We start from the raw sequence: 13,504 nt of genomic DNA on the forward strand, positions 1-13,504 counted from the left end.
CCATTTTGTTGAAAAAAAAATTTAATTTTTGAAGGTCACGGTTTTTTCCTAGACATAACTTCTTTGTTCCAATCGTTATAAGAAAAAGCGTCTCCGAAACATTTCTTTAGAGTGCGGGCCAGGTTCCAATTACGACAGTGGCGTCCAGTTCTTCACACTTTACCACCCGTGGCATCACCCCGTATCTAGCAAAGATTTCTACGGTCTGCATCGCTTGCCGCTCACTGGTCTCGACTAATAAATGGGAGCCCGGTGCCAGCCAAAGTGTTGCCGAAGCCGCCACCCTTCGCTGGACATCAAGCCCGTCCGCCCCGCCATCTAATGCCACCCTCGCCTCATGCATGCGCGCTTCATGGGGTAAAAGACCGAGTCCCTCAGTAGGGACGTATGGTGCGTTTGCGACCAGTACGTCAACACGTCCCTGTAAATTGGCTGGAAGCGGTTCATAGAGGTCCCCTTCGTATACCTGACCATTGACTGAAGTGACGTTACGACGCGCGCACCGCACCGCGGCTGGGTCAATGTCGACGGCGTACAACTCGATATCTTCGAGAACATCGCCCATAGCGGAGCCAACCGCGCCCGTGCCGCAGCACAAGTCCACCACGACTGCTCCTGGCATAGCGAGTGCTGCCGCTTGGCGGACTAAAAACTCAGTCCGTCTGCGCGGTACGAAGACTCCGAGATCAACCTCTATCCGGATACCGCAGAATTCCGCCCAGCCGATGACGTGTTCAAGTGGCAAACCCGCTATCCGTCTATCCACCATCTCTGCCAGTTCGGCCGTTGTCCCTGCCGCGATGATGAGCAACCGGGCCTCTTCCTCGGCGAAAACACAACCTGCGGCCCGAAGTTTAGTGACGATGCTTGTATAAATGGCATCTCCATTAAAAACAGCCACTTTAGTTCCATCAACATCATTGATTTTCCCGAGGTTAAAGAAGGCATTCCTAAATTCCATAAGTTTCCCCCTATTCTATATAAATTGGAATATTATAAATATTACTATAACTATAGTATACAGCTTCTTAAACTGACCGTCCCTTTTGCTCCAAAATAAGAAGGTTGCCGGAGCAACCTTCCAACTAATCTTGAGATTCAATTTTTGTTAGCATCAGCAAAGTGACTCATCGCATCACACATGAATTTTGCCAATCCTTCACCATATTGGTCGATATTTTTGGTGAAGCGTTGATCGTCCACGTACATTTGACCTAATCCTTTGAAAGCATCCAGCGAGTATGTGCCGAAGTTATTGTTCAAACAATCATACCATTCTTTAATGGCCTCCTGTGCCTCCTCCGACTTGGGCGAACCATTTCGGATTGACGCAAGTTTTAAATAGATCTCCGATACAACTTTCTGTGCATCTTTGGACATGCCCTCCACTTTAGCCTTCGACTCATCGACAGCTTTATCCCCCCAAAGCTTGCGAGCTTCCTCTTCATATGGATTCTGACTAAAGTCAAATCCTTCAAATTTTTCTTTATTCGTCATCTGAATTTCCCCTTTCATATGCTTAATCGATTTTTCGACCGTCTTAATTAATTTATCGAGCTGACTGCGTTTCTCCAGCAACATTTTTTGATGTTGCATTAACGCATCTTGTTTATCAAACGAAGAGCTTTTTATCATTTGTTTTATTTCCTTTAATGGCATGCCAAGTTCCCTGAAAAACAGGATTTGCTGCAACATCTCAAGATTATCATTCGAATAAAGGCGATAACCTGCATCGGTTATTTCCTCCGGCGATAATAACCCGATTTCATCATAATAATGCAGTGTCCGCACACTAATGCCAACCAAATCGGCTAGCTCCTTCACTTTCATTGCCACTGCTTCTTACCTCCTTTCGATATCATTTACATTAAGGTATTACGCAACGTCAGAGTCAAATGGAAAAATGAAAATTTTCCGCCCAATTTTAAAAGACGATCCTTCCTAATGAAGAATCGCATATTAGTAGAATTCACTTTTTTTAAAAGCTTCGGATTAAAGCAATTTTTACGCTTTTTCTCATGAAGTTTCGCACTTTTACTCGTGAGTTTGACGCTTTACTCGTGAATTAAACAATTATCTTATTCGTTTGCTCTTTCATGAAAGCTAGCTTCAATCTTGGCTATCCTTCTACCTCCAATGATCGGGAATACTTAATGAGAACGGTAATTTTGTCTTCGTGTCGCCTTTAGCCGAGTTAATCTGTGCTTGTGTGATAAAGAAGCTTCCGGTGAGATCGGCACCGCTTAAATCAGCGTCCCTAAAGTCTGCACCGATAAGGTCCGTCACTCTCATGTCGGCTTCTCTGAGGTCAGATGCAATAAGCAAAGCCCCTCTTAAGTTCGCTCCCCTAAGATCAGCACCTCTCAACTTTGCACCAATCAGGTCACTACCCCTACCTATTTTGTTCTGCTTTTTTTTATTTTTCTTGAATGAAACCTTTGCACGAACCAGTTCACTTGTGCGCAGAAGTAAATCATTAACGATCTCTCTATGAGCTGGTACATTCAGGTCCATGATAGACTTTGGAATTTGCTTAGTGAGATATTCCGTGTCTTCAAAAGCCGCCTGCAATTCTCGGTAAAGAGGTTGCGCATCTTCTAAATTCAGTGCTTCATTTAAGTAGCAAAGCATTTCATGAAGTTGTTGCATAATAGGAAAAACTTCGAACATTTCCTTTGCTGACTCTGGGTTGTTCCTCCAATCGTTTCCATTATAGGTGAGTTGAGATACCTTTTGACCGGCACCGAAACATTCATATACCGTGCAGCCTTTATACCCTTTTGCTCTGAGTTTTTCATGGATGCCGCAACGATAATCGGATTGCAGGTTTGAACATGGTGTACCTCCATCTTTATCAAATGCAAAATCAGCAGATTTTGCATAAGGCAAAGCTACACAGCACAAACCAAAACAATTCTCACAGTCTGCACGTAATTGATTAAGGATACTATCGTTATTCGTTAATTGATTAAACAATACTTACACTTCCTTCTATAAAACCTTCATACTGGTAGATTTTTTTGTTATCATTTAAGAGTTTAGTTCTTCCCATTCTTCAAGTGATAGTTTTTCGGTCATATGCTTATATGCATCAGGGACTTTTATCGAACACATAAGTTCCAGACTATTGCCATCGGGATCATTGAAATAGACGGAAGCGTTTCCTTGGTTCGGACGCACAAAAGGTTCAATCGTTGTCCTTTTTCCAAAAGGGACGACTTCAATTTTTAGGGATTTTAGCCAATTTAATGAATTTTTCATATTATCATAAGTTACCCGAAAGGCGATATGCCTTAGTGAAGGGTGGTATGGAGTTTGATATTCTTTCCCTTCCCATAAGCCGACCCAGCTTTTGTTTTCCTCTATCCAAAAGAAGGCAGTATCTTCATCCCTCCAAGCTAGTTTTAAGCCTATTTTCTTATAAAAATCCATTGAGATGGCCAGGTTCTTGACTGGTAAATGGGCTTCATATAAACCTTCTATCATATTACATTCTCCTTTCTCCTGAAATCTTCATTCTTACGAACTATGATCTGCCATACAAATAATTCAAGAAACCGATCCTATTATCCTTCTAATTGGATATAGTAAAACCCGAACAAGGACACGTTTCATTCGTGTCGATTATTCGGGTCATTTGTTCAGCATCCGCCTGGTCGGGTTCAAAACTTCTCGGGATAGAGTCCTTCGGCTACTGTCCGTAAGGCTAGTGGTGCACGAATCCCTTCCGCGCCCGCTGAAAGAGGAAGCACAATGATCGCTTTATTTCGAATGGCCGGTACATCCGCCAGTTCACTTTTATTTAATAAGAATGCTTCTTTTTGCTTTATGGGGATATCTCCGTAATCAATGATGGCAATGACATCCGGATTCCGATCGACGACTTCTTCCCAACTGACCTCAGGCCATCCCCCTTCCGTATGGCCAAAAATGTTCTGGCCGCCAGCCATGGAAATGATCCCTGTCATGTAATTATTTTTCGCTGCCGTTCTCGGGACTTCTTCACCGCTGTCATATACGAAAACATTTTTGGGCTTGCCTGCACTTTCGATTTTTGCTGTAGTTTCTTTTATATCCTGTTGCATCTCTCCGATGACTTCCGCTGCTTTTTTTTCTACATGAAAGATGCGGCCAATATTCTCAATATCTTTATACACATCTTCCATAGTCGGTGTTGACGTATTGGAAGACTCTTGGATATATGTATTGATTCCGGCTTCTTTCAGCTCTTGGACGGTTCCTAATGTTTGTTCCGTAAAGGCGCTTTTCCAGCCAGCATATGCAAAATCCGGCTCTGCTTCAAAGAAAACTTCTTTTGAAGGGTATTCCTTGGAAAGCACAGGCACCGTTTCATAGGCATCTTTATACTTTGGCAAAATTTCGTCATCCAAATAAGCCGTACCTGCCATTGAATCCTGCAACCCCAATGCAAGCATGATTTCCGTCGCATGCTGATTTAGCGAAACCGCACGTTTTGGGGCCTCTGCATAGGTGAATTCATGATCCAGATTCTTGATGACCACCGTTTCTTTTCCACTTTTTTCACTCTGTTTACCTCCGTCCTTTGAAGCTTCCTCGGAGTTATTGCAAGCGCCCAATATCATCATTGCCAAAAAAAAACTGATGCTTAACAAAATCTTTCGGTAACCAGTCATATATTTTCCCCTCATATCTATTGTTTTTTTTATATATGTGCTAAAAAGGTGATATGCGTCTTTTGCGTGATGGGGTGTATGCCGATTTCCGTTTCCACCCCGAACACCTTCCTTATCATTTTTGTCGTCAATACAGCTTCTGGTGTTCCGGATGTGATCACTTTGCCATTTTGGATGACATATATATGATCACAATACATGGCTGCCAAATTTATATCATGCAGGGCCGTCAAGACGGTAACGTCCAGCTTTTTAACAAGGTCCAGCAATTGGAGCTGATGCCGGATGTCTAAATGATTCGTTGGTTCATCCAGGATGATGATGTTCGCTTCCTGGGCTAGGGCGCGTGCTATGAGGACACGTTGTTTCTCACCACCCGACAAGCTCATGAAACTCCTGTCTTCAAATCCACTCATTTCGACGCGAGCTAATGCATGATTGACGATTCGTCTATCTTTCTCCGTATCTCCCTGAAATAACCGCTTATGAGGATGCCTTCCCATCCAAACCATCTCTTGTACACTAAAGTCAAAGGTCAGGGATGTTTCCTGACTGACAACCGCCATTTCCCGGGCTGTTTGTTTCTGTGAAAGCCGGTAAAGGTCACGGCCGTCGAGGTGAACAGATCCCGTATGCGGCTCCAAAATCCGGGAAGCATTTTTTAATAGTGTGGATTTCCCGCTCCCATTCGGGCCGATCAGCCCAACGAACTGCCCAGTTTTTATATGAAGGGTTATTTCCTCAATGATAGGAGTGTCCAGAATTGAATAGGATACTTCTTCAATAGCTAATCTCACTTGCCCCCACCTCCAAATGAATATGAACTTCGCCGCAAAAGCCAAATGAAGAATGGCCCTCCGCAAAGTGCGGTGACAACGCCAATCGGAAGTTCTTGAGGTGCCAGGACCAGCCGGGCACATACATCTGACCAAATGACGAGGATCATGCCAATCAATATGCTGCATGAAAGAACACGTTTATGGTCTGTCCCGGCCAATAGCCGGGCTAAATGTGGTACTACCAGACCGATGAACCCAATCGAACCGCTTACAGCCACAACTGTCCCCGTAACAAGGGACGTAATGATGATCAGAACTTTACGGAAGGCTTCCATATTGACTCCGAGCGTCGCGGCGACTTCTTCGCCCATCAATAAGATATTAAGGGAGCGGGATTGTACGATAAGGAACAATGAAACCACAAGCACCACAACCGCTGGAATCGGTATGTATTCCCATTTTGCACCCGCTAAGCTGCCCATCATCCAAAACATCGCTTCACGGATGCCGGAATCTTTTGGTGCAAGAGTGACAATGAAATTAGTGACGGCAGACATGATCATCGATATGGCTACACCCGCCAATAACAGCCTTGTCGTTTGAATTCTCCCTCCCACTTGAGCCAATAAATAAACGGAAAGCATCGCAGCCATGGCCCCCAGGAATGAACCGAATGATAACGCATATTGTCCGAATATAGGCAGCGCCCCAAAAAGAATGACAAGGGTTGCCGCAACAGAAGAACCAGATGAAATGCCCAGGATATACGGATCTGCAAGTGAATTGCGCACCAAGGCCTGGATGACGACACCCACTACGGATAATCCCGCACCTACCACCGCACCGAGCAATACACGGGGCAGACGGATATCCCAAATGATCCGCTCTTGTGCGATACTCCAATTCACCTCCAGAGAATCACCGATAAAAGGAAGATGCCCTAAGGCGATCTTCCAAACCGTTATTGCTGACATCTTAACTGGCCCAAGGGTAACAGCGAATGTAATCGATAATAAAAGAATGCACAGCAAGAAAAATATCAGGAAACGAAACCTGCGCTTGGCATTTCTCTCAAAATGGTCAAGCATATCCTCATTCTCTTTCAATGAGCTTCTAACCAATGACTCTTCCAATGATGATATCCTCCTTCAAAAAAACACACAAAAAAACCCCAATCCTTTTAACAAAGAATGGAGTTACGAGTATAGGCCAAAAAATACGGAAGGACCTAAGTCCGCCTTTTCTTACTCTCGAACACCTCTCCTCTCAGCGAAGGAAAAATTGGTGATGCTCACTGGGTAGGTCTCCTGGCTTCCAAATCAACATTTCCTTTCGTCTTCCCTGACTGAGTCAAGTGACATCCTGAAAGAAAACTCCTTGGTTACAGTGGCGCGACCACTCGGGATTTGCACCCGATTCCCTGTTACCCTTTGTTCACACAAAGGCACCCAGCGGCAAATATATGAACTTCGCAAAATTTTCCAAACATTAAATACAACGTTAGTATAGTATACTCCCCATCTTTTCACAATTAAAAAAATGGGAATGCGGTCTATTAATAGAGGAATATGGATTTATAGATACTTTCTATAATGGTAGAAAGTTAGCTTTTGAACAGTATCCGCACTAATTTCCTCATTAATCGAAATCCGTTCAAAACCGTTTTTCACTAAAACCTTTTGGGAACCGATATTGTCGCTTGTCGTTTTGGCATGTATTTGAGTCACATTTAATTCCGGCGCCAGATTGACCAAAAGCTTTAAAGCTTCGTTCGCAATCCCTTTTTGCGTAAACGCTTCACCGATTCTATAACCGACATGAGCCGTCCCCTTAATAGGGTCGATATCCACAAGATTAATCCTGCCGACGATTATGCCTGAACCATCCTTAATCAAATAAAAAGAGGAGATAGCATCTTCTTGCTCTTTTAATAATTCCTTATGCCTGATTCCAAACGTTCCAAAGCTATAATAATCATCTCCCCGGCTTGGGACTGTTTGCTCGAAAAACCTTCTATTATTGCATTCAAATGCAAATAACGCTTGTGCATCCCGTTCATTAAGCCTTTCAATGTATATATCCATCATTCTTTCATCCTTTCAAAAAAACGCTAAGCATATGCGGCCTGATATATCATTCAAGAAAACCAAGGGCTTATCCTCCCTGATAAATATATATTGAAAACCGTTTATATGGATAACACTGTCGCATACTGACAAAATTTGATACCCTCTATACCATATCATTCCAAATTTTAATGGAACCATCGTATCTACTAATTTCTATAAAAACCCCAAAAAAGTTGAGAATAAATATTTTTATATACGTTGTATAAAGTGTAAAAGCTTTTACAAAAAACAAGGGGAATCATGTCATGAAGTCTACGAATAAAAATTTTATCGAGCGGTTGCAACGCCAAGAAGAAGACGCATTGGAATTTATAGTGGATACCTATTTGCCACTAATCAAGGGGGTAACATATAAGGTTCTCTCTCCTCTTAGGAACGACGGTGTCATGGAAGAATGCATCAATGATATTTTTCTTTCAATCTGGAACAATTCAATAAAGTTCCATGGGGATACAACTGATTTCAGAAAATGGATTTGTGCGATCGCTAAGTTTAAAGCGATTGATTATTACCGAAAAGCCATGAAGAAAATGGAGCTTACATCAGGTTACACAGAAGTAGATCCAGAAAAATCTGCAGAAGACGAACTGATTATACTGGAAGACAGAAAAGAACTGCTTCAGTTAATTGACCTTTTAGAACCTGTAGATCGGGATATTTTTATCATGAAGTACTTTCTTGGTTTAAAAAATGAGGATATCTCGATAAAACTCGGGTTGACCAAAGCATCAATAGATAATCGAATTTATAGGGGAAAAAAGAAGCTAAGTCAAAAAGCTACGAATCTTAAGTTAGGAGGCAGTGTCGTATGAAGGATATTTATGAATTATTAAATGATATAGACATAGACGAAACTGAATTTAAGGAAATAGAAGTCAGCGAACTAGAAAAAGCTAAAGTCAAAAGAACCCTAAAAAAATCAATAAGCAAGAAGAAAAAAATGAAACGCTGGCAAAAGAATGTTCTGGCTGCTTCTATTATATTCGGGTTATCCACCGCAACGATTGGACTCTCGTTTACCGCTTCTGCTAAAAGCATTCCTTTGATAGGAGATATTTTCAGCTATTTTAGTAATGAAAACTCAGGTCTCTCCGATGATATCAAGAATAATGGAAAGGGTCTTTATAGTGATTATAAGGCCTACTCTAACGAAATTGGCCTTACTGAAGAAAGCAATGGCCTTACTTTCACGATAAATGACGCCATTTATGACGGAAAAACGGTAACCATCACTTATACTATAGAAAGCGAAGAAGATTTGGGTGACGGATCATTCTTTATTCCCAGCCCGAATATAAAAGAAATGAAAGCCCAAGGAGGATCGGATGGAATTTCAAAAGTAGCTGATAAAAAATATGTAGGCTTATTAACGGTTAGTAACTTAGAAGATCTTAAAGTAGATAAGGTAAATATAGACTGGGATATAAACAGCATTAGTATTACCGACACGGATAAAGAGATAAAAGGAAATTGGGACTTTGCCTTCTCTCTAAAGGCAACTGAAAGCAACGAGAAGGTCATCAATAAAAGTGTGAATCAACACGGTGTAAAAGTATCCGTCGAAAAACTATCGATCTCGCCAATGTCCTTTGTGGTTGATTATCATCAAGAAGTGTCCGACTCAGTCAAAAACAAATGGGATGAAGCCTATGTGGAGTTGTCCATTAGAGATGACTTAGGAAATGTGTATGCTGGTCAAGGTAACGGAGGAAGCGGTATCGATTCTTATAATTTGAACTTCAGCAAAACATTTCAAAAAATCAATCCAAACGCTACGAAACTGATTGCGACACCACATGTAACATTACGTAATTTCACTTCAGAGAACCACGGAGAAGCAACCATAACGGAAGATGGTGAAGAAAAGGTGTCATCCTTCCCAACCAAACCAAGTAGTGCTCCAAAAGAGTTGGTATTGGATGATATCGTGATTGATTTGAAGAAATAACAATTTTACCTACAAGAGGTATACTGAACCCTAGATCCCAGAGTGGAGAAAGGTTCATGTATATCTCTGTTTTGTGACTTCTTATTCAGTCCATGAATATGGATACATACATGAATTACTTGAAAAGTCAAAAATAAATTATTTTCTTCTGGTAAAAAATCAACGGATGATGTATCATAGTCTTCAGATATTCATTATTCTCATTTGGTTAATCGGAATTAGGAGGAATATATATGATTGGTTATGTGTTTTTAAATCTTGCCATAATGCTCGTTCTTTTAGGCGTTTTATTTTACATGAATAAGAAGCATATTTCCTTTACAAAAAGGGTCTTTACTGGACTTGGTTTAGGGATTGTATTCGGACTTCTTTTGCAGTATTTCTATGAACCTCAGTCAGAAGCGATCGTTAAATCGGTCGATTGGTTTAACATTGTAGGTTCCGGCTATGTCAAGTTCCTGCAAATGATCGTCATGCCGCTTGTCTTCATTTCAATCTTATCCGCATTCACAAGATTGAAACTGACTAGCAATATTGGAAAGATCAGTGTCCTGATCATCGGAATCCTGCTTGGAACGACTGCGATTGCAGCAGCTGTCGGGATCACCTCGGCAACTGTATTCAATTTGGAAGCCGTACAAATTGAGCAAGGGGAAGCGGAGTTAAGCCGCGGGGATCAAATATCGGAAACATACGGTACGATTCAGGATAAAACGATGCCGCAGCAAATCCTTGAGTTGATTCCGTCCAATCCGTTCCTTGATTTAACGGGTGCACGTCCGACATCAACCATTTCCGTTGTAATTTTTGCTGCATTTCTTGGGATTGCCTATTTAGGGGTCAAAAGGAAACAGCCTGAACATGCTGAATTTTTTGCTAAAATAGTAGATACATTGCACAGCATTATCATGCGCGTAGTAACATTGATCCTGCGTTTAACACCTTATGGGATCTTGGCGATCATGACGAAGACTGTAGCTACAAGTGATTTGGATGCCATCCTGAAATTGGGGAAATTCGTAGGTGCCTCTTATGTCGCCCTGATTGTCATGTTCCTCATCCATTTGCTATTGCTGATGCTTGCCGGATTGAATCCAATCGTATATTTGAGAAAAGCTTTCCCGGTATTATCGTTTGCCTTCACTTCAAGAACAAGTGCAGGAGCTCTGCCATTGAACATCCAAACACAGAAACAACTAGGCGTGTCCGAAGGAATTGCCAACTTTGCCGGATCCTTCGGCTTGTCGATCGGTCAAAACGGATGTGCCGGAATCTATCCGGCCATGTTAGCGGTCATGATCGCTCCAACGGTTGGGATCAACCCGCTTGATCCTTCCTTTATCGCCATGTTGATTGCCATCGTGGCCATTAGCTCTTTCGGGGTTGCAGGTGTAGGCGGAGGAGCAACATTCGCTGCCATCCTCGTATTATCTGCAATGAACTTGCCAATCGCCTTGGCCGGACTGTTGATTTCCGTCGAGCCATTGATCGATATGGGAAGAACGGCTGTGAATGTCAGCGGAAGCATGACTTCCGGTATTCTGACTAGTAAAATAACGGGCGACCTTGATAAAGAACAGTTCAGCGAAGAATCATCTTTGAAAATTGAAGCTGAAATGTAAAAGAAAAAAGCATCGGACTTCCTGTCATGGGAGGTTCGATGCTTTTTTACATGGGCTGTACATTCAATTCAGCCAAAATCCTTGGTGCAAAAAGTAATAAGGGAATGATGATTGAAACCCAGTTAAGATAAAATTCATTTTAAATAAGTACATGCCAGATATTTTCTTGTTTCTTATATCTTCCCTTTATTTCTCCAACGCCATCAATGGTTAGCGAATCATTGGTTTCAGAGGGTTCATTCTCTATTATCAGATGTAATTTATTTATGTTTTGAATTCCATGATCAACATGGGCAATAACCGGTTGCTGAATAATAAAATCTTCATTGTTCATTCTTACTATTATAAAGCTCTTATGTAACAGTCTATCTTCTAATGGGATCATATTCATTGGGTCAAAGGATTTAGCAGTTATTTCCCCTTCAATATATAAATGAATGCCTGCTTGTTTATTAAACTCTTCAAATGCTTTCATTCTCTTTTCCATAGCAAAATTAATGACTTCCTCTGTTTCAGGACTTATTTTCACATCAGCTATTGAATGCTCCATATAGTCACCGGACTGCTGTTTTAATAGGTCATATAATGTATCTTCTCTATCAAAAAAACTTTCCATCCAGCCTGGTGAAAGCTCCCCCAGTAACAAACACATAAATAAACCGGAACTATAACAACTTCTTCTAATACTGGAAGTAGATTCATATTTGTTTGTTAGCTGTTGTGCATACTTTTTTAAAACTGAATCGTAATCAAGCGGGCTTTTTTCCGAGTAAGCCTTCAATTCGACATACCACGCAGGTCCCTCAATGGTTTCAATCAATTTTTCATATGTTAGGTACTCTTCAATTTTGGCTGCTCTTTTTTCCCTTAGGGCAATGAAAGCATTAAGGTATTGTTTCTTCTTAATTATGTTATTTTCCAACAACGCATGATAAAGATTTATTCTTTCCTGATTTCGCAATTCCACATTTTCTTTTGACAACGGGTATGTGATTCCCATCATTTCATCAGAAAACCGTTTTTCATCCTTTATATACTGATAGCCGTGAAATAATTCATGAACCAGTATTGAATACAAATCTTCATATTCCTCATAGTAATCCATATTAACAATTGCAGTGGGATATTCTTCATACATAATGATTGTGTCACCAGTAAACTGTACATCCCAGCTTAAAGTATCATATGTACATTGTGGATTGTTACTGAATTTAGGATGATTGAATAGATAAACCTTGCTCTTATCATATAATGCATATGCAACAAGTTCAAAGCCCGGCCAATAATTTTCCAACTTCGCTTTAACCAAGTCTTCAGCAATCCGAATAAGATGATGAGGCATTCTTTTCCTCCTCTCCACTGTTACATTAGGTTAAAAACATAATATCATATATGTTTTAACATAAATATCCAATTTTTAATTGAAACAAAAAAAGCCACTGTAACATATCAGCTCATGGGAGCGAATATTCTTACGGTGGCTTTTTTCATATGGTCACTTTTTAATTTGCCTTGCTGTGTAATGATTGGCCTGAAAAGCCGATAGCGCTTGGAACGTATACTGGAAAGCTGCATATACCCCACATGCAAGGAGTATTCCAGCGAGTACATCCAATACAGCATGCTGTTTCGTAAAAAGCGTGGAGAGGATGATCAGTGTTCCGAATGCAGTGACACTGGCATACTCCCATTTGTGCTGTTCTTTCCGCTTATGGGCGACGATCATCATGATGAATGTGGTCAGTACATGTATGCTGGGAAGGCAGTTGACAGGTTGATCATGACTATAGATGAATCGCATTAACTGGGCAAAGATATCATTGCCCACCACTTCTGGACGCGGAACTGTCGTTTGCCAAAGGCAATATACAAGAAAACAGAGAAGCTTCCCCGATATCAAACTGCCTAACCCTACGAAATAGTGCTTTCGGTCAACAAAACAATAGTAAATCAGCAATCCATAAATATACGGATACCAAAGTAAATAAGGAACGGCAAATTCTTTAATAAAGGGAATCTCCCCATCTATTATAGTCGTAACATCGACAGCATGACCTGAAGATTGATTGATGATTGAATAGATGGAACTAGTAATCACCAAAAGTATTAAATAATATAACGGGTGAAAGGATAGTATGGAATTGTTTTTCATAGCTCGCTCCGGCTTTCAATATATTGGTTTTTTTCCAAAGATTATTATACAACATTTTTCACTAGATTAACTCTTTAATTGCTAAAGTTAATGATTCCCATGAACTAGTAAAATGGATATCTCTAACTTTTCATCCGACCAAGAATGCATAACGAAAGCCATGGCATATACCACGGCTTGATACGAAACTTATATGCGAGAAGGCAAAAGTGCTAACTC

The 13,504-nt window shown here is 41.0% G+C and carries 13 protein-coding genes and 1 riboswitch; of the genes, 3 read left to right on the forward strand and 10 right to left on the reverse strand.

Annotated elements, in window-relative coordinates:
- Positions 1-106: 106 nt before the first annotated feature.
- The 8 genes from OSJ91_RS21495 to OSJ91_RS21530 form a co-directional block, all read right to left on the reverse strand.
- On the reverse strand, positions 107-961 hold the full coding sequence (locus OSJ91_RS21495) for a putative protein N(5)-glutamine methyltransferase (protein WP_350299879.1): 855 nt from the start codon (positions 959-961) through the stop codon (positions 107-109).
- A 137-nt stretch (positions 962-1,098) separates the two neighbouring features.
- Positions 1,099-1,836 (reverse strand): MerR family transcriptional regulator, encoded by a 738-nt coding sequence (locus tag OSJ91_RS21500; RefSeq protein WP_350299880.1) that lies wholly within the window; start codon positions 1,834-1,836, stop codon positions 1,099-1,101.
- A gap of 291 nt (positions 1,837-2,127) precedes the next feature.
- Complete coding sequence (locus tag OSJ91_RS21505) at positions 2,128-2,976, reverse strand: pentapeptide repeat-containing protein (protein WP_350299881.1); 849 nt, start codon at positions 2,974-2,976, stop codon at positions 2,128-2,130.
- Between the two features lie 54 nt (positions 2,977-3,030).
- On the reverse strand, positions 3,031-3,486 hold the full coding sequence (locus tag OSJ91_RS21510) for a VOC family protein (RefSeq protein ID WP_350299882.1): 456 nt from the start codon (positions 3,484-3,486) through the stop codon (positions 3,031-3,033).
- Positions 3,487-3,662: 176 nt separating this feature from the next.
- A complete protein-coding gene (locus tag OSJ91_RS21515) occupies positions 3,663-4,655 on the reverse strand; it encodes an ABC transporter substrate-binding protein (RefSeq protein WP_485890381.1) in 993 nt (330 codons plus the stop codon).
- A gap of 29 nt (positions 4,656-4,684) precedes the next feature.
- On the reverse strand, positions 4,685-5,452 hold the full coding sequence (locus tag OSJ91_RS21520; protein ID WP_350299884.1) for a heme ABC transporter ATP-binding protein: 768 nt from the start codon (positions 5,450-5,452) through the stop codon (positions 4,685-4,687).
- Positions 5,449-6,522 carry a FecCD family ABC transporter permease gene (locus OSJ91_RS21525; protein WP_485891929.1) on the reverse strand — a complete coding sequence of 358 codons (1,074 nt, stop codon included), beginning with the start codon at positions 6,520-6,522 and terminating at the stop codon, positions 5,449-5,451. Before OSJ91_RS21525 ends, OSJ91_RS21520 begins: the two co-directional genes overlap by 4 nt.
- 192 nt (positions 6,523-6,714) lie before the next feature.
- Positions 6,715-6,901, reverse strand: a riboswitch (cobalamin riboswitch).
- A gap of 107 nt (positions 6,902-7,008) precedes the next feature.
- Entirely contained in the window at positions 7,009-7,518 is a 510-nt protein-coding gene (locus OSJ91_RS21530) for a GNAT family N-acetyltransferase (RefSeq protein ID WP_485891930.1), read from the reverse strand.
- Positions 7,519-7,808: 290 nt separating this feature from the next.
- On the opposite strand from OSJ91_RS21530, the gene OSJ91_RS21535 reads away from it, so the two are divergent.
- The 3 genes from OSJ91_RS21535 (at position 7,809) to OSJ91_RS21545 (ending at position 11,133) form a co-directional block, all read left to right on the forward strand.
- Positions 7,809-8,375: a sigma-70 family RNA polymerase sigma factor gene (locus OSJ91_RS21535; protein ID WP_350299886.1), complete on the forward strand. Its 567-nt coding sequence runs from the start codon at positions 7,809-7,811 to the stop codon at positions 8,373-8,375.
- Positions 8,372-9,511 (forward strand): DUF4179 domain-containing protein, encoded by a 1,140-nt coding sequence (locus OSJ91_RS21540; RefSeq protein WP_485890382.1) that lies wholly within the window; start codon positions 8,372-8,374, stop codon positions 9,509-9,511. The genes OSJ91_RS21535 and OSJ91_RS21540 overlap by 4 nt, the downstream gene beginning before the upstream one ends.
- A 233-nt stretch (positions 9,512-9,744) precedes the next feature.
- Positions 9,745-11,133: an L-cystine transporter gene (locus OSJ91_RS21545; RefSeq protein ID WP_072273439.1), complete on the forward strand. Its 1,389-nt coding sequence runs from the start codon at positions 9,745-9,747 to the stop codon at positions 11,131-11,133.
- Positions 11,134-11,272: 139 nt separating this feature from the next.
- On the opposite strand, the gene OSJ91_RS21550 is transcribed toward OSJ91_RS21545, so the two are convergent.
- Both OSJ91_RS21550 and OSJ91_RS21555 read right to left on the reverse strand, forming a co-directional pair.
- The gene (locus OSJ91_RS21550) at positions 11,273-12,475 is read right to left on the reverse strand and encodes a hypothetical protein (RefSeq protein ID WP_350299889.1); all 1,203 of its coding nucleotides are present in this window, start codon (positions 12,473-12,475) and stop codon (positions 11,273-11,275) included.
- A gap of 153 nt (positions 12,476-12,628) precedes the next feature.
- Positions 12,629-13,285, reverse strand: coding sequence for a phosphatase PAP2 family protein (locus tag OSJ91_RS21555; RefSeq protein ID WP_485890383.1), 657 nt, complete (start codon positions 13,283-13,285; stop codon positions 12,629-12,631).
- Positions 13,286-13,504 lie beyond the last annotated feature (219 nt).

The sequence above is a fragment of the Bacillus sp. T-10(2022) genome (assembly GCF_056502895.1).

Bases quoted from the DNA above. Each gene is read 5' to 3' on its own strand.
- OSJ91_RS21495 (WP_350299879.1), bottom strand. From the start codon at position 961: ATGGAATTTAGGAATGCCTTCTTTAACCTCGGGAAAATCAATGATGTT.
- OSJ91_RS21510 (WP_350299882.1), bottom strand. From the start codon at position 3,486: ATGATAGAAGGTTTATATGAAGCCCATTTACCAGTCAAGAACCTGGCC.
- OSJ91_RS21515 (WP_485890381.1), bottom strand. From the start codon at position 4,655: ATGACTGGTTACCGAAAGATTTTGTTAAGCATCAGTTTTTTTTTGGCA.
- OSJ91_RS21525 (WP_485891929.1), bottom strand. From the start codon at position 6,522: ATGCTTGACCATTTTGAGAGAAATGCCAAGCGCAGGTTTCGTTTCCTG.
- OSJ91_RS21530 (WP_485891930.1), bottom strand. From the start codon at position 7,518: ATGGATATATACATTGAAAGGCTTAATGAACGGGATGCACAAGCGTTA.
- OSJ91_RS21535 (WP_350299886.1), top strand. From the start codon at position 7,809: ATGAAGTCTACGAATAAAAATTTTATCGAGCGGTTGCAACGCCAAGAA.
- OSJ91_RS21540 (WP_485890382.1), top strand. From the start codon at position 8,372: ATGAAGGATATTTATGAATTATTAAATGATATAGACATAGACGAAACT.
- OSJ91_RS21545 (WP_072273439.1), top strand. From the start codon at position 9,745: ATGATTGGTTATGTGTTTTTAAATCTTGCCATAATGCTCGTTCTTTTA.
- OSJ91_RS21550 (WP_350299889.1), bottom strand. From the start codon at position 12,475: ATGCCTCATCATCTTATTCGGATTGCTGAAGACTTGGTTAAAGCGAAG.
- OSJ91_RS21555 (WP_485890383.1), bottom strand. From the start codon at position 13,285: ATGAAAAACAATTCCATACTATCCTTTCACCCGTTATATTATTTAATA.